Here is a 17,346-nt window from a genome sequence, read left to right as displayed (position 1 = left end):
CCCTGGCGCCGGGTGCGGCGCCAAGTACGCATGGAGCCATCGATGATCTTCCGTCCGCTCGCCGCCGCCGTCGCCCTGGCGCTGGCAGCTTCCCTCCCCGCTTTCGCCCAGGATCCGGCCACCGAACTCGACGAGGTGCTGGTCACCGCCACCCGCACCGAGATCGCGCTGCGCGACAGCCTTTCGCCGGCGCAGGTGATCGGCCGCGCCGAGATCGAGCGCAGCCAGGCCACCTCGCTGCAGCAGCTGCTCGCCGGCCGCGCCGGCATCAACCTCACCAACACCGGCGGGCTGGGCAAGCAGACCTCGCTGTTCCTGCGCGGCGCCGGCTCCAACCAGCTGCTGGTGCTGGTCGACGGCGTGCGCATGGGCTCGGCCACCGCCGGCCTGGCGGCGCTGCAGGACCTGCCGGTCGAGCAGATCGAGCGCATCGAGATCGTGCGCGGGCCACACTCGAGCCTGTATGGCGCCGATGCGATCGGCGGGGTGATCCAGGTGTTCACCCGCCGCGACCGCGACGGCCTGCAGCCGCGCGCGATGCTCGGCGCCGGCAGCAACGGCCTGCGCGAAGCCAGCGCCGGCCTGGGCGTGGGCAACGAGCGCGGCTGGTTCGGCGCCGACGTCGCCCTGCTGCGCACCGATGGCATCAACGCCTGCGACGGCACCACCGCCGGCTGGGGCGCAGGCTGCTTCGCCGAACAGCCCGACCGCGACGGCTACCGCAACCGTTCGGCCAGCGTGCGCGGCGGCGGTCGCCTCGGCGAGGCGTGGACGCTGGAAGGCAGCGCGCTGCGCGCCGACGGCTACAACCACTACGACGGCAGCTGGGCCGACTATTCGGAAACCGTACAGCAGGTGCTCTCCGGCAAACTGCGCTACGCGCCGAACGCACGCGTCGCGCTGCAGGCCAGCCTCGGCCGCAACGACGACCGCTCCGACGACTACAGCCCCTTCGGCCTGGCCGGCAGCCTGGAGACGCGCCGCGGGCAGGCCGCGCTGCAGGGCGAGTTCGTGCTGGCCGAAGGCCAGCAGCTGATCGCCGGCGTGGACTGGGCCGAGGACCGCATCACCGGTACCACCACCTATGTCGCCGACAGCCGCGACAACACCGGCGCCTTCGCCGAGTACCACGGCCGTTTCGGTGCGCAGCAGCTGCAGCTGGGCCTGCGCGGCGACGACAACGAGCAGTTCGGCAGCCACACCACCGGCAATGCCGGCTGGGGCTGGAAGTCCAGCGGCGGCCTGCACCTGTCGGCGCGCTACTCCACAGGCTTCCGCGCGCCGAGCTTCAACGACCTGTACTACCCGAACTACGGCAATCCGGCGCTGCGCCCGGAGGAATCGCGCAACCTCAACCTCGGCATCGCCGGCGGGGGCGACGGCTGGCGCTGGACCGTGGACCTGTACCAGAACAACGTGGACGACCTGGTCAGCTACGACTCCACCACCGCGCTGCCGGGCAACATCGACACCGCGCGCCTGCGCGGCGGCGAGGCCACGATCGCGACTTCCGTCGCCGGTTGGGACCTGCAGGCGCAGTACAGCCACGTCGATCCGCGCAACCGTTCGGCCGGCCCGAACCACGGCAAACTGCTGCCGCGCCGTTCGCGCGACACCGGCCGCATCGACCTGGACCGCAGCTTCGGCGCGCTGGCCATCGGCGCCACCTTCAACACCGCCGGCCACCGCTACGACGACGCCGCCAACCTGGTGCGCGTGGGCGGCTATTCCACGCTGGACCTGCGCGTGGAATACGTCTTCCACCCGGACTGGACGGTGCAGGCGCGCGTGACCAACGTCGGCGACCACGACTACGAGCTGATGGACTGGTACAACCAGCCCGGGCGCGAGTTCGGGATCAACCTGCGCTGGAAGCCGAAGGCGCGCTGAGGCGCCGGTCCCGGGCCGCGCGATCGCGCGGCCCGGCGTTGTTCAGAGCAGCGATTGCAACTGGCGCAGGTCGTCGAGCACGGCGACCGCGCCGGCGTTTTCCAGGTCCATGCCGCGCGGATAGCCGTAGCGCACCAGCGCCACCGGCATTCCCGCGGCCACGGCCGCGTCGCGGTCGGTGGCCGAGTCGCCGACCATCAGGCAGTCGCCCGCCTCCACGCCCAGCAGGCCGGCCAGGTGCAGCAGCGGCGCCGGATCGGGCTTGCGCTGCGGCAGCGTGTCGCCGCCGGCGAAGGCGCGGAAGAAACCGGCGATGCCCAGGTGCCCGAGCAGTGGCTCGACCATCGCCTGCGGCTTGTTGGTGCACACGGCCATCGGCAGGCCGCGTTCGCGCAGCAGTTCCAGCCCTTCGGCCACGCCCGGGTAGAGCACCGGCGAGCGCAGCAGGCACTGCCGGTAGTGGACCATGAAGCCGTCCATCACCGCTTCGGGTGCGCGCTCGTCGCCGGCATGGCGCAGCGCGGTGGCCACCAGCTGGCGCACGCCCTCGCCGATCCAGCCGCGTACCGTGGTTTCCGGCACGCGCGGATGGCCCAGCGATTCGAGGGTGCGGTTGAGCGCCTCGGCGATGTCGCTGGCGCTGTCCACCAGCGTTCCATCCAGGTCGAACAGCACCGCCTTCGTCGCCACGCCACGCTCCGCTTGCGCAAAGCGCGCATTGTAGCGGGCGGGTGCAGGCGATCCGTCGTCAGTGGATACGCGTGCCGCCCGCCGGCGCTGGCGCCAGCGTCAGGCTGACCGCGTGGCCTTCCCACGCCGGGACCTCGCGCACCGCGCGCAGCACCTGCACCAGTTCGCGGTAGGTGCTGGCCAGGCGCGAGAACAGCGCGGCGGTGGCGCTGCGCCCGCCTTCGGCCACGTCGCGGTACGCGCCGCGGCCCAGTTCGATGAAGTAGTCGACGCTGACGCGGCGGCGCTGGGCCAGGCCCGGGAACAGGCCGGCGATCAGCAGGCAGCGGTCGCCTACGTCCTGCAGGGCGTCGATGCGCGCGCTGCCGACCTGGGCCTGCGCGTTGAGCCATTCCAGCGCCTGGGTATAGGCGAGCAGCTGCGGATCGCGCTGGTGCCGCAGCAGGGCGAACACCAGGTAGGCCTCGCAGGTTTCGTCCAGCGACTGGCCGCTGCGCCGGCAGGCATCGAGCACCAGTCCCTGCCAGACCTCGGCGGCCGCGCCGGTACGGATCGACGACATGGCAACCTCCGCGTGTTGGATCACGCCCCGAGGCTAGCGCGAACGGAAAAGCCGTGCTGGCAGCAGCCGGCGGCGCCTGCTGCCAGTCCGCTCAGGAGAACAGCGACGCCTGCGGGGTGATGTCCTCCGGATCGCACAGCCCGCCCAGGCCCACGCCGACCAGCCGGTAGCGGGTCGAGGCCGGCAGGTCGACCCGCGCGCGCAGCGCCAGCGCAATCGCGGTCAGTTCCTGCACCGAGGCCGGCGGCACCTCCGGGGTGTGGCTGCGGGTGAGGATGCGGAACTGCGCGGTCTTCAGCTTCAATACCACGGTGCGGCCGACCCGCCCGGTGCGCCGGCTGCTGTTCCAGACCTTCTCCGCCAGCGCGCCGATCGCCTCGTCGAACTCGCCCAGGCGCAGGTCGCGCTCGAAGGTGTCCTCGGCGGAGACCTGCTGCACCGGCTGGTCCGGTGTCACCGGCCGCTCGTCGATCCCGCGGGCCCGCCGGTACAGGCTGTGGCCGAAGCTGCCGAACAGCGCCTCGAGCCGCTCCAGCGGCAGCTCGCGCAGCTGGCCCACGGTCTGCACGCCCAGGGCGGCCAGCTTCGCTTCCATCACCTTGCCGACGCCCGGCACGCGGTTCACCGGCAGCGGGGTCAGGAACAGCTCCACCCGCGACGGCGGCACCACGAACTGGCCGTCCGGCTTGCGCCAGTCCGAGGCGATCTTGGCCAGGAACTTGTTCGGCGCGATCCCGGCCGAGGCGGTCAGCGAGGTGGCCTCGCGGATCTGCGCGCGGATGGTGCGGGCGATCTCGGTGGCGATGCCGCCGCAGGTGGGCGAGTCGGTGACGTCGAGGTAAGCCTCGTCCAGCGACAGCGGTTCCACCAACGGGGTGTGGGCCAGGAAGATCTCGCGGATCTGCCGCGACACGGCCTTGTAGCGGGCGAAGTCCGGCGGCACGAACACCGCGTCCGGGCACAGCCGCTCGGCGCGCAGGGCCGGCATCGCCGAGCGCACCCCGAACCTGCGCGCCTCGTAGGACGCCGCACACACCACCGAGCGCGCGCCGCGCCAGGCCACCACCACCGGGCGCCCGCGCAGCGCCGGGTCGTCGCGCTGCTCCACCGACGCGTAGAACGCGTCCATGTCCACGTGGATGATCTTGCGCTGCGGCGGGACGGCATCGTGCGTCACCCAGGTATTGTGCGGCGCGCCGGCGCCCGGCGCCGCGTCGACGTGCGTCTCACGGCACCCGCGCCAGCATCGGCGACGGGCCGCCCTGCGCCGCAACACACGCCCGCGTATGTCTGAAGCATTTGATTGAAACGATCCTCGTCAGGCACGCTTTGGCGGTTTGCCTTTTCCGGAACCCTCATGAATCGCGCTTCCTCGTTCACCCGCGAGCAACTGGTCGCCAGCGGCCGCGGCGAACTGTTCGCCTCGGGCGATGCCCGCCTGCCCGCCGATCCGATGCTGATGTTCGACCGGATCGTGGAGATCAACGACCACGGCGGCGCCCATGGCAAGGGCCTGGTCCGCGCCGAACTCGACATCCGCCCGGACCTGTGGTTCTTCCAGTGCCATTTCATCGGCGACCCGGTGATGCCCGGCTGCCTGGGCCTGGATGCGATGTGGCAGTTGGTGGGCTTCTACCTGACCTGGCTGGGCGCTCCCGGGCGTGGCCGCGCCCTGGGCTGCGGCGAGGTCAAGTTCACCGGGCAGGTGCTGCCCACCGCCAGGCTGGTCACCTACGAGGTCGACATCAGCCGCGTGATCAACCGCAAGCTGGTGATGGCCCAGGGCGACGCCCGCATGCTGGTCGACGGCCGCGAGATCTACACCGCCAAGGACCTGCGCGTCGGCCTGTTCACCTCCACCGAGGATTTCTGACATGGCACGCCGCATCGCCATCACCGGCATGGGCATCGCCTCGTGCCTGGGCAATGACCTCGACACCGTCTCCGCCTCGCTGCGCGAAGGCCGTTCCGGCATCCGCCACCTGCCCGAGGCCGCCGAGCGCGGCCTGCGCAGCCAGGTCGGCGGCGCGGTCGACCTGGACCTGGACGCCGCCATCGACCGCAAGCTCAAGCGCTTCATGAGCGACGCGGCCGCCTACAGCTACGTCTCCATGCGCGATGCGATCGCCGACGCCGGCCTGGACGAGGCGCAGGTCAGCAACCCGCGCACCGGCCTGGTCGCCGGCTCCGGCGGCGGCTCCAGCCACTGGCAGGTGGAGACCGCCGACCTGCTGCGCGAGAAGGGCGTGCGCAAGGTCGGCCCGTACATGGTCCCGCGCACGATGTGCTCGACCGTGTCGGCCAACCTGGCCACCGCGTTCAGGATCAAGGGCCTGAGCTACTCGATCAGTGCCGCCTGCGCGACTTCCGCGCACTGCATCGGCGCGGCCGCCGACCTGATCCGCCACGGCGCCCAGGACATCGTCTTCGCCGGCGGCGGCGAGGACCTGCACTGGACCATGAGCGTGATGTTCGACGCCATGGGCGCGCTGTCGTCCTCGTTCAACGACACCCCGGAAAAGGCCTCGCGTCCGTACGACGCCGACCGCGACGGCTTCGTCATCGCCGGCGGCGGCGGCATGCTGGTGCTGGAGGACTGGGACCACGCCATCGCCCGCGGCGCGCGCATCCACGCCGAGCTGGTCGGCTACGGCGTGACCTCCGACGGCGCCGACATGGTCGCCCCCTCGGGCGAGGGCGCGGTGCGCTGCATGCGCATGGCCCTGCAGGGCCTGGAGCACCGGCGGGTCGACTACCTAAACACCCACGGCACCTCGACCCCGCTGGGCGACGTGACCGAACTGCAGGCGGTGCGCGAGGTGTTCGGCGACGACATGCCGCCGATCTCCTCGACCAAGTCGCTGTCCGGCCACTCGCTGGGCGCGGCCAGCGTGCACGAGGCGATCTACAGCCTGCTGATGATGCGCGACGGCTTCATCGCCGGCTCGGCCAACATCGAGAAGCTGGACGAGCGCGCCGAAGGCTTCCCGATCGCGCGCGAAAGCCGCGACGCCCACCTGGACCTGGTGATGTCGAACAGCTTCGGCTTCGGCGGCACCAACGCGACGCTGGTGTTTGCGCGGCCCTGATCGCGGCCCGATGCAAAACGGAAAAGCCCGGCTCCGGCCGGGCTTTTCTCTTGTAGCCCCTCTCCCGAACGCCCGCGTCCCATGGCTGTGGGCCGGAGCGCGGAGCGGGGTTGGGAGAGGCCCGGGTGTCGGCAAGTGGCAGCGTCCTCACGGACACCCGATTTCCCGATCAGCGGACTTCGGACGGAGCCGCGGCAGCGCACTGGGCACCCGCCCCTCACCCCGTTCCCTCTCCCGGTGGGAGAGGGGTGAACAGCATCACGCCGCCATGCCGCTGTGCCGCAGCAGCGCGTCGATGCTCGGCTCGCGGCCGCGGAAGGCCTTGAAGTTCTCCAGGGCGCTGCGGCTGCCGCCGCGCGAGAGCACCTCGGCGAGGAAGCGCGCGCCGGTTTCGGCCAGCTGGTCCGGCGCTTCCTCGAACGCGGCGTAGGCGTCGGCGCTTAGCACCTCGGCCCACTTGTAGCTGTAGTAACCGGCCGCGTAGCCGCCGGCGAAAATGTGGCTGAACTGGTGCGGGAAGCGATGCCATGCCGGCGGGCGGTTCACCGCCACTTCGTCGCGCACCCGCTCCAGCAGCGCCATCACGCTGTCGCTGGCCGGATCGAAGCGGCTGTGCAGCTCCATGTCGAACAGGGCGAACTCCAGCTGGCGCACGGTGAACATCCCGCTCTGGAAGTTCTTCGCCGCCAGCATCCTGTCGAACAGCTCGCGCGGCAGCGGTTCGCCGGTGTCCACGTGCGCGGTCATCGCCTGCACGCGCTCCCACTCCCAGCAGAAGTTCTCCATGAACTGGCTGGGCAGCTCCACCGCGTCCCACTCCACGCCGTTGATGCCGGCCACCGGCAGCTCGCCGATCGCGGTCAGCAGCTGGTGCAGGCCGTGGCCCATCTCGTGGAACAGGGTGGTGACCTCGTTGTGGCTGAAGGTCGCCGGCTTGCCGTCCACGCCCTTGCCGAAGTTGCACACCAGGTAGACGAGCGGCGTCTGCTCGGCGCCGCCGCGCACGCGCCGGTTGCGGCAGTCGTCCATCCACGCGCCGCCGCGCTTGCCCTCGCGCGCATACAGGTCCAGGTAGAACTGGCCCAGCAGGCGCCCCTGCGCATTCTCGACGCGGTAGAAGCGCATGTCCTCGTGCCACGCCGGCGCGCTGTCCGGCTTCACCTTCACCTGGTACAGCGACTCGATCACGCCGAACAGGCCGGCCAGCACCTTCGGCTCGGTGAAGTAGCGCTTCACCTCCTGCTCCGAATAGCTGTAGCGCGCCTGGCGCAGCCTGTCGCTGGCGTAGGCCAGGTCCCAGGGCTGCAGCTCGCTGATGCCCAGCTGTTCGCGGGCGAATTCCTCCAGCTCGGCACGGTCGCGGCGCGCGAACGGCAGCGCGCGGCCGGCCAGGTCGCGCAGGAAGCCGAGCACCTCGGCCGGCGACTGCGCCATCTTGGTGGCCAGCGAATACTCGGCGTAGCTGGCGAAGCCCAGCAGCGAAGCCAGCTCGGCGCGCAGCACCAGGATGCGGTCGATGTTGCCGCTGTTGTCCAGCTCCGCCGGACCGGCCTCCGACGCGCGCAGGCCGTGCGCCCGGTACAGCGCCTCGCGCAGCGCGCGGTCCTCGGCATAGGTCTGCACCGGCAGGTAGCACGGCATCTGCAGGGTCAGCTTCCAGCCCGGCTTGCCGTCCTGCTCCGCCGCCGCGCGGGCCGCGGCGACCACTTCGGCCGGCAGGCCGGCCAGCCGCGCCTCGTCCTCCACGTACAGGGCGAAGGCATCGGTGGCGTCGAGCACGTTCTGCGAGAATTTCGCCGACAGCGCGGCCAGTTCCTCCTGTACCGCCGAGAAGCGCGCCTTGGCTTCGTCGGCCAGCTCGGCGCCGCCCAGGCGGAAATCGCGCAGCGCGTTCTCCACCACCTTGCGCCGCACCGCGTCGTAGCCGGCGTATTCCGGCGACTCCGACAGGGCCTTGTACTGCGAGTACAGCGCCAGGTTCTGGCCCAGCGACGAGGCGAAGCGGGTCACCTTCGGCAGGTTGGCGTTGTAGGCCTCGCGCAGCTCCGGCGTGTTCACCACCGCCTGCAGGTGGCCGACCTGGCCCCAGGCCCGCCACAGGCGCTCGGTGGCGTCCTCCAGCGGGGTCACGAAGCTGTCCCAGGTCACCGGCGAGACGGTCTCGGCCTGCTTCACCGCCGCCTCGGCGCGGGCCAGCAGCTGGTCGATCGCCGGGCCGATGTGTTCGGGCCGGATCGCATCGAAGCGGGGAAGACCGGAGAAGTCGAGCAGCGGGTTGTCCTGCATGGGGCACCGGGGATGGGAAGTCACCTGGATAGATGCGCCCCCGGCATCCCGAAATCAACCCACGGAAGCATGAACTCCTGCCCCGGGCGCATGCCGAAGCCGCGCCGCGCCGAATGATTGCTGCACCCCTCGTAGAGTCGGGCCTGCCCGACTCCCACGCCAGGCGTGCCAGCGCGGGGAAAGGCAGCGGGGCGAGACCCGCTCTACAGGTCGCCGCAGGCCTGCACCCCGTCGAGGGTGCCGCCGGCCACCGCGGCGGCGATCGCCCGGTCCGCGCCTTCCACGTCGATGCCGTGGCGCGCGTACCACGCCGGGTCGTAATAGCTGTGCGCGTAGCGCTCGCCGCTGTCGCAGAGGATGCTCACGATCGACCCCGTGCGCCCGGCCTCGCGCATCGCCTGCGCCGCGCGCAGCACGCCGACGAAGTTAGTGCCGGTCGAACCGCCGACGCGCCGCCCCAGCACCGCGCTGACGTGGCGCATCGCCGCCAGGCTCAGCGCGTCGGGCACCTTCACCATCGCGTCGACGCAGGACGGGATGAAGCTGCGCTCCACCCGCGGCCGGCCGATGCCCTCGATCCGCGAGCCGCCCTGGATCGCCAGTTCCGGGTCGCCCTGCCCCTCCAGCGCACCGACGTAGTAGTCGTAGAACACCGACACTTCCGGATCCGCGCACAGCACCCGCGTCGCATGCCGCCGGTAGCGCACGTAGCGGCCCAGCGTCGCGCTGGTGCCGCCGGTGCCCGGGCCGCACACGATCCACTCCGGCACCGGATGCGGCTCCTCGGCCATCTGCTTGAAGATCGACTCGGCGATGTTGTTGTTCGCGCGCCAGTCGGTGGCCCGTTCGGCGTAGGTGAACTGGTCCATGAAGTGGCCGCCGCTCTCGCGCGCCAGCTGGGCCGACACCTCGTTGATCGTGCACGGGCTGTCGACCAGGTGGCAGCGGCCGCCCTGGAACTCGATCGCCGCGATCTTCTCCGGCGAGGTCGAAGCCGGGATCACCGCGATGAAGGGCAGGCCGAGCAGGCGCGCGAAGTACGCTTCCGACACCGCGGTCGAACCGCTGGACGCCTCCACCACCGTGCTGCCCTCGCGCAGCCAGCCGTTGGCCAGCGCGTACAGGAACAGCGAGCGCGCCAGCCGGTGCTTGAGGCTGCCGGTCGGGTGGCTGGATTCGTCCTTCAGGTAGACGTCGATGCCCGGGTAGCCGGGCAGCGGCAGCGGGATCAGGTGGGTGTCGGCCGAACGGTTGAAGTCGGCCTCGATCTTGCGGATGGCGGCGGCCACCCAGTCGCGCTGGGACATTGGATTGGCGGTGGACGGTATGCGTGGATTCTACCGGGCCCGGTGCGGGCGGCGGCGCTATAGTCCGGCGCAGGGTCCGCCGCGCGGACCCGGGAGCCGCGAGGATGGGGACCACCCGCACCGCACGCCGCACGCTCCGGCCGCACCTGGCCGCCGCTGGCGGCCATGTCCGCGCCCGCCTCGGTGCGCGGATCGGCAGCACCGGCCTGGTCGTGGGCACCTTGTTCTTCGCCGCCTCGCTCACTCCCAGCCTGATCCCGCGCGGGATCCCCGCCCAGGCCGCACTGTCCGGGCTGTGCCTGGCCGCCGGCTACGGCCTGGGCGTGGCGCTGCGCTGGCTGTGGGAATACCTGGAACTGCCGTTGCCCACCGCTGGCCGCGGCCGCCGCATGGTGCTGGCTGCCTGCGCCGCGGCCGCGGTGATGGCCCTGTGGCGCAGCCAGCACTGGGAGAACATCGTCCGCGCGCTGATGCAGCTGGAACCGGCCGGGCCGCTGCGCGGCCTGGGCGTGGCCGCCGGCGCGCTGCTGGTCGCGGCGCTGGCAGTGCTGCTTGGACGCGCGGCGCTGATGCTGGTGCACGCGTTGATGCGCCTGGTCGCGCGACGCATCCCGCGGCGCATCGCGAATGTGGTCGGCTTCGTCGCCGGCGTGCTGCTGCTGGCGGGCCTGGTCGACGGCGTGGTCCTGCGTTCGGTGCTGGACATGCTCGACGCCTCCTACCGCCAGGCCGACGCACTGATCCCGCCAGACGAGCCGCCCCCCACCGCCTGGGACAGCCCCGGCAGCGCGCAGTCGCTGGTGGCCTGGAATGAACTGGGACGGATGGGCCGGCGCTACGTCGCCGAACGCCCGGATGTCGCCGATATCGCCGCCTTCGCCGGCCCCGGCGCGAAGGCGCCGCTGCGCATCTACGCAGGCCTGCCGACCGGCGACACGCCCGCGCAGCGCGCGCGGCTGGCGGTGGAAGAGCTGCAGCGCATTGGCGGCTTCGAGCGCAAGGCGCTGGTCGTGATCACGCCGACCGGCACCGGCTGGGTCGACCCGGCCGGCATCGACGGCCTCGAGTACCTCTACCGCGGCGACGTGGCCAGCATCGCCGTGCAGTACTCCTACCTGTCCAGCCCGCTGACCCTGCTGCTGGACCCGGAGACCGGCGGCGAGACCGCGCGCGCCCTGTTCCGCGAGGTCTATGCACACTGGCGCACGCTGCCGCGCGGGCAACGCCCGAACCTGTTCCTGCACGGCCTGAGCCTGGGCGCGTTCAACTCGGAACGATCGTTCGAACTGTTCGAACTGCTGGAGGATCCGTTCGACGGCGCGGTGTGGAGCGGCCCGCCCTTCGCCGCCAGCCGCTGGGCCGCGGTCACCCGCGCGCGCAAGCCGGGCACGCCGGTGTGGCTGCCGCGCTTCGGCGACGACGGCTTCGTGCGCTTCATGAACCAGCACGGCAGCGCCACCCCGCCGGGCACGCCCTGGGGCCCGATGCGCGTGGTCTACCTGCAGTACGGCAGCGACGCGGTGACCTTCTTCGACCGCCACGGCTTCTTCCGCGAGCCCGAGCTGCTGCACGAACCGCGACCGCCGGACGTCTCGCCTTCGATGCGCTGGTATCCGGTGGTGACGGCGCTGCAGATGGGACTGGACACCTCGCTGTCGATGAGCGCGCCGATGGGCTTCGGCCACGTCTATGCGCCCTCGCACTACATCGCCGCCTGGGTGGAAGCGACCGGCATCGACGACTGGAATCCGGACGACCTGGCCCGGCTGCGGCGCCACCTGGACCAGCGCCGCGCCGAGGAACTGGCCAAGGCCAGCGACGAAACCGCGGACGGCTGAGGGCGCGGCGACGCGCTCACGACTGCCGCGCGGCCGATCTGCACCCGGATTGATCCAGATCAGGGGCACGCGGCGCGGCCTCCATAGGCTTGCCGCATGCCGAATACCCTGCCCTCCCCGTATCCCTTCCCTGCCCCGGCGCATGCCCCGGAACCAGGCCAGCGCATGCTCGACGCCTGCTTCCTCGGTCCCTACGGCGAGAACGACACCCTGCTGGAGAAGCTGGTGGTGGAGTTCCTGCGCGACCACGTGCACTGGCGCCGCAACTTCCATCCCGAGGATCCGCCGGCGATCCCCACCTCCGCCGCGCAGCACCCGGAATACCTGGCGCTGGAGGCGCGGATGCGCCGCGAGCTGCACCAGCTCTCCGCCGCGCTCAAGCAGTCGGTGCCGTTCCACAGCCCGCGCTACCTCGGCCACATGGCCTCGGACCTGCTGCTGCCCGGCCTGGCCGCGCAGATCCTCGCCCTGCCCTACAACCCGAACAACGTCAGCGAGGATGCCGCGCCGATCACCGTGCAGCTGGAAGTGCTCGCCGGCCTGCAGCTGGCGCGCATGTTCGGCTATCCCAGCGATCCTTCGCGCCCGGACTGCGCCTTCGGCCACCTCACCTCCGGCGGCACCCTGGCCAACTACCAGGCACTGCGGATGGCGCTGGCGCTGAAGGCCTTCCCGGTGGTCCTGCGCGCAGCGGGCGTGCCCGACATCGGCGTGCCCGAGGACGACTGGCAGGCGTTCAACCTGGCGCCGGACGAGGCGATCGCCCTGCTGGTGCGCTGGCAGGACTGGCTGGCCACGCTGGGCGAAGGCGAACGCCGCCGCTGGCGCGCGCGGTTCCAGGAGCAACGCCTGGAAACGCTGGGGATGTTCGAGTTCTTCTCGCGCCACCCCGACCTGAAGGTGCCGCAGGTGCTGGTGCCGGTGACCGCGCACTACTCGTGGAGCAAGGGCCTGAAGATGCTCGGCCTGGGGCGGGCGCAGCTGCGCCTGGTGGCGACCTGCGGCATGCGCATGGACGCGGCGGCCCTGCGCGAGGCGCTGGAGCAATGCGAGCGCGAACGCCAGCCGGTGCTGATGGTGGTGGCGGTGCTGGGCAGCACCGAGTACGGCACCATCGATCCGGTCGATGCGATCGTGCAGGCGCGCCGTGACATGACTGCGCGAGGACTGGGCTTCGGCATCCACGTCGACGCGGCCTGGGGCGGTTACCTGGCCACCCTGTTCCGCAACCCGGACGGCAGCCTGCGCGCGCTGGAGGAGATCCGCGGCGAGTACCGGGACTTCCCGCAGCCGGAAGTGCACGCCGCGTTCGCCGCACTGGCGCGGACCGATTCGGTGACGGTGGACCCGCACAAGCTCGGCTACCTGCCCTATGGCACCGGCGCCTTCGTCTGCCGCGACCACCGTGCCACCGCGCTGGTGTCCGAACAGGCCGACTACGTGTTCAAGGAAGGCGACCGCGACGACTACATGGCCCGCTACCGCCAGCTGGGCCAGTTCATCCCCGAAGGCTCCAAGGCCGGCGCGGCGGCCGCGGCGGTATACGTCACCCACCACGTGCTGCCGCTGGACCACGCCAACTTCGGCCTGATGCCGCGGCAGACGGTGCTGGCCGCCGAGGCGTTCCAGGAACGCGCGCAGCGCTTCGCGGACGAAATGCGCGGCGTGGTGGCCGCGACCGTGCCGTTCCCGCCCGACAGCAACCTGGTCTGCCTGGCGCTGAACCCGCACGGCAACCGCGACCTGGCCCGCGCCAATGCCTTCGTCCGCCGGCTCTACGACGAACTGCGCTGCGACCCCCACCGGCCGCTGCAGGTCAAGCAGTTCTTCGCCTCGACCACCACCCTGCAGCGCACGCTGGTCGGCGAAGCCGAACTGCGGCGCATCCTCGACGCGCTGGGCATCGACCCGGCAACGATGGACGAGGCCACCGACCGCCTGGTGATCCTGCGCCACACCCTGATGAACCCGTACCTGGTCGACCACGAGAACGGGATCAGCTACATCGACCTGTACTTCGAGTACCTGGGCACCCTGCTGCGGGACAGGACAGCGCCGTAAAGGCGGCGTCGCATGCAGCGCGCAACGGGCAGCAGGCCCGTGCGCCTGCCGCCGGGCTTACTCCACCGTCACCGACTTGGCCAGGTTGCGCGGTTTGTCGACGTCGGTGCCGCGGGCCAGGGCGGTGTGGTAGGCCAGCAGCTGCACCGGGATGGTGTGGATCACCGGGCTGAGCACGCCGGTATGGCGCGGGGTGCGGATCACGTGCACGCCCTCGGAGGCAGTGAAGTTGCTGTCCTGGTCGGCGAACACGAACAGCTCGCCGCCGCGGGCGCGCACCTCCTGCATGTTCGACTTCACCTTCTCCAGAAGCCGGTCGTTCGGCGCGATCACCACCACCGGCATCGATGCATCCACCAGCGCCAGCGGCCCGTGCTTGAGCTCGCCGGCCGGGTAGGCCTCGGCGTGGATGTAGGAGATTTCCTTGAGCTTGAGCGCGCCTTCCAGGGCGATCGGGTAGTGCAGGCCGCGGCCGAGGAACAGCGCATTCTGCTTGCCGGCGAAGCGTTCGGCCCAGACCTGGATCTGCGGCTCCAGGTTCAGCGCGTGCTGCACGCTGCCCGGCAGCATGCGCAGCTGCTCGAGGTAGTCCGCCTCCTGTTCGGCGCCCACCTTGCCGTGCAGCTTGCCCAGCACCACGGTCAGCTGGAACAGCGCCGCCAGCTGGGTGGTGAAGGCCTTGGTCGAGGCCACGCCGATCTCGGCGCCGGCGCGGGTGTAGCAGACCAGATCGCTGGCGCGCGGTATCGCGCTCTCCGGCACGTTGCAGATCGACAGGGTGTGCAGGTGGCCGAGCGACCTGGCGTACTTGAGCGCCTCCATCGTGTCCAGGGTCTCGCCGGACTGGGAGATGGTGACGATGAGCGTGCGCGGGTCGGCGTAGGCCTCGCGATAGCGGTACTCGCTGGCGATCTCCACGCTGCACGGCAGGCCGGCGATGGCCTCGATCCAGTAGCGCGCGGTCAGGCCGGCGTAGTAGCTGGTGCCGCAGGCGAGGATCTGCACGCCGGTCACCTCGCGCAGCACCGCCCCGGCGTTCGCACCGAACAGGGTCGGCTCGAAGCTGCCGGCGTCGATCACCGCCTCGATGGTGTCGCCCAGCGCGCGCGGCTGCTCGTGGATCTCCTTCTGCATGAAGTGCCGGTACGGGCCCAGCTCCAGCGAGGCCAGCGACACGTCGGAGACGTGCACCTCGCGCTGCACCTCGTTGTCGTCCTGGTCGAACACGCGCACGCCGGAGCGGGCGACCTCCACGGTGTCCCCTTCCTCCAGGAAGATCACCCGGCGGGTGGCCTGCACGATCGCCGAGACATCGGAGGCGAGGAAGTTCTCGCCCTCGCCCAGGCCGACCAGCAGCGGGCAGCCCATGCGCGCGCCGACCAGGCGGTCCGGCTCGGAGCGGCTGAGCACCGCCAGTGCGTAGGCGCCGGTCAGTTCCTTCACCGCGGCCTGCAGCGCGGCCAGCAGGTCGCGGCCACCGGCCATGTGGTGGTGGATAAGGTGGGCGATGACCTCGGTATCGGTCTGCGACTCGAACTCGTAGCCCAGCGCGCGCAGGCGCTCGCGCTGTTCCTCGTGGTTCTCGATGATGCCGTTGTGGACCAGGGCCAGGTCACCATGGCTGATGTGCGGGTGGGCGTTGGCCTCGGTCACGCCGCCGTGGGTCGCCCAGCGGGTGTGGCCGATGCCGAGCACTCCGTGGAAGCCTTCGGCGACGGCGGCCTGCTCCATCTCGGCCACGCGACCGGTGCGGCGCACGCGGCGCACGCCCTCGCTGGCGGCCACCGCGATGCCCGATGAGTCATACCCGCGGTACTCGAGGCGCTTGAGGCCTTCGACCAGGACAGGAACCACATCGCGATCCGCGATCGCGCCGACAATGCCGCACATAGGGTCTTCCTACCGGAACAGGCCGAGGATTCTACCCGCAGGGCGTCGCCACTCCGGGGCGTCCCGGGCGCCCCGCCGGGCCTTTGGCGTGCCGCCGTTCACGCCTTGGATAGGAACGTGCCGGTGGCGTGCCCAGGCTTGCGCGCGCGGCAAGCCTTGCACGACGCCCGGCGCCTCATCCCTCCCCGATGGGGCCCGGCCACCATGCGTCCGCCCTGTCCGCCCCCTGCCGGGGACTGTCCGCGCGCCGTCCGGCGGACACCGCGGACACTCACGTCCGAGGCGGACACCCTTCCAGATCAATCACTTGCAGTTGGCACGGTGCGTGCTTTGCCTTTGCCCGTACACCACCGGCCAACCACCACCCGATGATCCCAGACACCTCCGCCCAGGACCGCCCCCTCTCCTCTTCCGCCCACGCCCGCCCGGCGTGGCGCCGCTGGCTCTGGCCGGCGGTCGGCGCCGCCGCCTTCCTCGTGGTCGCCGGCTGGGTGGTGTCCAGCTGGGGCGCCGGCTCGCGCTCCTACGACTCCGCGCGCATCCGCATCGCCGAGGTGAAGCGCGGCGACCTGGTCCGGGACCTTTCCGCCGACGGCCGCGTCATCACCGCCAACAGCCCCACGCTGTACGCCATCGCCGGCGGCACCGTCACCCTGCAGGTGGTGGCCGGCGACGTGGTGAAGAAGGGCCAGGCCCTGGCGGTGATCGACAGCCCGGAGCTGCGCAGCAGGCTGGTGCAGGAGGAATCGACCCTGGCCAGCATGGAGGCCGAGGCCAGCCGCGCCCAGCTCGATGCGCGCATCGCCCGGCTCAACGCGCAGAAGGCGCTGGACCAGGCCGACATCGACCACACCGCCGCACAGCGCGACCTGGAGCGCTACCAGCGCGCCCATGCCGGCGGCGCGGTTTCCAACAACGAACTGGCCCGCGCCCAGGACGAACTGAAGAAGGCCCAGATCGGCCTGCAGACCGCGCGCAGCGACGCCGGCCTGCAGGACCAGGGCGCCGCGCTTGACGCGCGCAACAAGCGCCTGCTGGCCGACCGCCAGAAGGCGGTGGTCGACGAACTGCGCCGCCAGGTCGACCTGCTGACCCTGCGCGCGCCGTTCGACGGCCAGGTCGGCCAGGTGCAGATCTCGCAGGGGACCAACGTGGCGATCAACGCGCCGATCCTCAGCGTGGTCGACCTGAGCGAGTTCGAGGTCGAGATCCGCGTGCCGGAAAGCTTCGCCCGCGACCTGGCCATCGGCGTGCCGGCCCAGGTCACCAGCCAGGGCAAGCCGTGGCCGGCCCAGGTCTCGGCGGTATCGCCGGAAGTGGTCAACGGCGAGGTCACTGCGCGCCTGCGCTTCGACGACGGCCAGCAGCCGCCGGGCCTGCGCCAGAACCAGCGCCTGTCCGTGCGCATCGTGCTGGATACCCGCAAGAACGTGCTGATGGTCGAGCGCGGCCCGTTCGTCGAGCAGGGCGGCGGCCGCTACGCCTGGGTGGTCGACGGCCGCAGCGCCGAACGCCGCCCGGTGCAGACCGGCGCCAGCAGCCTGGGTTACGTGGAAATCGTCTCCGGCGCCAGGGAAGGCGACCGCATCGTGGTCTCCGGTTCCGACCAGTTCGGCGATGCCGAGAGGGTCGCAATCAATTGATTGCTCGTGATTGGTGATTCGGGATTCGTGATTCACAAGAGCAGAAGCAACTGCCCCCGGATCACCCCGACCACCAATCGAATCACCAAT

The 17,346-nt window shown here is 71.1% G+C and carries 12 protein-coding genes; 6 read left to right on the top strand and 6 right to left on the bottom strand.

From position 1 onward, the window contains the following. The first annotated feature begins 42 nt into the window (after positions 1–42). Positions 43–1,890, top strand: a complete 1,848-nt coding sequence (btuB, locus tag M503_RS0106120; protein ID WP_028919434.1) for a TonB-dependent vitamin B12 receptor — start codon at positions 43–45, stop codon at positions 1,888–1,890. A 42-nt stretch (positions 1,891–1,932) separates the two neighbouring features. On the opposite strand, the gene gph is transcribed toward btuB, so the two are convergent. From gph to dinB, 3 genes are all read right to left on the bottom strand, one after another. Beyond that, a complete protein-coding gene (gene gph, locus M503_RS0106115) occupies positions 1,933–2,580 on the bottom strand; it encodes a phosphoglycolate phosphatase (protein WP_028919433.1) in 648 nt (215 codons plus the stop codon). A 58-nt stretch (positions 2,581–2,638) separates the two neighbouring features. Beyond that, entirely contained in the window at positions 2,639–3,142 is a 504-nt protein-coding gene (locus tag M503_RS0106110; RefSeq protein WP_028919432.1) for a hypothetical protein, read from the bottom strand. 91 nt (positions 3,143–3,233) lie between these two features. Continuing rightward, a complete protein-coding gene (gene dinB, locus M503_RS0106105) occupies positions 3,234–4,319 on the bottom strand; it encodes a DNA polymerase IV (RefSeq protein ID WP_028919431.1) in 1,086 nt (361 codons plus the stop codon). A gap of 180 nt (positions 4,320–4,499) precedes the next feature. Here dinB and fabA point away from each other — a divergent pair, with 180 nt between their 5' ends. Continuing rightward, a complete protein-coding gene (gene fabA / locus M503_RS0106100; RefSeq protein WP_028919430.1) occupies positions 4,500–5,015 on the top strand; it encodes a 3-hydroxyacyl-[acyl-carrier-protein] dehydratase FabA in 516 nt (171 codons plus the stop codon). Between the two features lies 1 nt (position 5,016). Beyond that, positions 5,017–6,231 carry a beta-ketoacyl-ACP synthase I gene (gene fabB, locus M503_RS0106095; protein WP_037060650.1) on the top strand — a complete coding sequence of 405 codons (1,215 nt, stop codon included), beginning with the start codon at positions 5,017–5,019 and terminating at the stop codon, positions 6,229–6,231. Positions 6,232–6,489: 258 nt separating this feature from the next. Here the strand turns inward: fabB and M503_RS0106090 are convergent, their stop codons facing one another. Together M503_RS0106090 and M503_RS0106085 are read right to left on the bottom strand one after the other, a co-directional pair. After that, positions 6,490–8,517, bottom strand: a complete 2,028-nt coding sequence (locus M503_RS0106090; protein ID WP_037060648.1) for a M3 family metallopeptidase — start codon at positions 8,515–8,517, stop codon at positions 6,490–6,492. A 203-nt stretch (positions 8,518–8,720) separates the two neighbouring features. Continuing rightward, entirely contained in the window at positions 8,721–9,824 is a 1,104-nt protein-coding gene (locus tag M503_RS0106085; RefSeq protein WP_028919427.1) for a PLP-dependent cysteine synthase family protein, read from the bottom strand. A gap of 104 nt (positions 9,825–9,928) precedes the next feature. On the opposite strand from M503_RS0106085, the gene M503_RS15795 reads away from it, so the two are divergent. Both M503_RS15795 and M503_RS0106075 read left to right on the top strand, forming a co-directional pair. Continuing rightward, on the top strand, positions 9,929–11,662 hold the full coding sequence (locus tag M503_RS15795) for an alpha/beta hydrolase (protein WP_081720954.1): 1,734 nt from the start codon (positions 9,929–9,931) through the stop codon (positions 11,660–11,662). A gap of 165 nt (positions 11,663–11,827) precedes the next feature. Beyond that, the gene (locus M503_RS0106075) at positions 11,828–13,723 is read left to right on the top strand and encodes a pyridoxal phosphate-dependent decarboxylase family protein (RefSeq protein ID WP_028928152.1); all 1,896 of its coding nucleotides are present in this window, start codon (positions 11,828–11,830) and stop codon (positions 13,721–13,723) included. A gap of 57 nt (positions 13,724–13,780) precedes the next feature. Here M503_RS0106075 and glmS read toward each other — a convergent pair whose 3' ends face one another. Further along, positions 13,781–15,613, bottom strand: a complete 1,833-nt coding sequence (gene glmS / locus M503_RS0106070; RefSeq protein WP_028928151.1) for a glutamine--fructose-6-phosphate transaminase (isomerizing) — start codon at positions 15,611–15,613, stop codon at positions 13,781–13,783. A gap of 368 nt (positions 15,614–15,981) precedes the next feature. Here glmS and M503_RS0106065 point away from each other — a divergent pair, with 368 nt between their 5' ends. Further along, a complete protein-coding gene (locus M503_RS0106065; RefSeq protein WP_028919425.1) occupies positions 15,982–17,256 on the top strand; it encodes an efflux RND transporter periplasmic adaptor subunit in 1,275 nt (424 codons plus the stop codon). The last annotated feature ends 90 nt before the right edge of the window (positions 17,257–17,346 follow it).

It is taken from the genome of Pseudoxanthomonas suwonensis J47, assembly GCF_000513955.1.
GTDB classification, from domain to species: Bacteria; Pseudomonadota; Gammaproteobacteria; order Xanthomonadales; family Xanthomonadaceae; genus Pseudoxanthomonas; species Pseudoxanthomonas suwonensis_C.
The sequence above is the reverse complement of the archived record's forward strand: the minus strand, read 5'-3'. Positions and strand labels throughout refer to the sequence as shown.

Excerpts from the sequence above, each read along its gene's own strand:
- M503_RS0106110 (WP_028919432.1), bottom strand. The coding sequence starts at position 3,142 with ATGTCGTCGATCCGTACCGGCGCGGCCGCCGAGGTCTGGCAGGGACTG.
- M503_RS0106075 (WP_028928152.1), top strand. The coding sequence starts at position 11,828 with ATGCTCGACGCCTGCTTCCTCGGTCCCTACGGCGAGAACGACACCCTG.
- glmS (WP_028928151.1), bottom strand. The coding sequence starts at position 15,613 with ATGTGCGGCATTGTCGGCGCGATCGCGGATCGCGATGTGGTTCCTGTC.
- fabA (WP_028919430.1), top strand. The coding sequence starts at position 4,500 with ATGAATCGCGCTTCCTCGTTCACCCGCGAGCAACTGGTCGCCAGCGGC.
- fabB (WP_037060650.1), top strand. The coding sequence starts at position 5,017 with ATGGCACGCCGCATCGCCATCACCGGCATGGGCATCGCCTCGTGCCTG.
- M503_RS0106065 (WP_028919425.1), top strand. The coding sequence starts at position 15,982 with ATGATCCCAGACACCTCCGCCCAGGACCGCCCCCTCTCCTCTTCCGCC.
- M503_RS0106090 (WP_037060648.1), bottom strand. The coding sequence starts at position 8,517 with ATGCAGGACAACCCGCTGCTCGACTTCTCCGGTCTTCCCCGCTTCGAT.
- btuB (WP_028919434.1), top strand. The coding sequence starts at position 43 with ATGATCTTCCGTCCGCTCGCCGCCGCCGTCGCCCTGGCGCTGGCAGCT.
- M503_RS0106085 (WP_028919427.1), bottom strand. The coding sequence starts at position 9,824 with ATGTCCCAGCGCGACTGGGTGGCCGCCGCCATCCGCAAGATCGAGGCC.
- M503_RS15795 (WP_081720954.1), top strand. The coding sequence starts at position 9,929 with ATGGGGACCACCCGCACCGCACGCCGCACGCTCCGGCCGCACCTGGCC.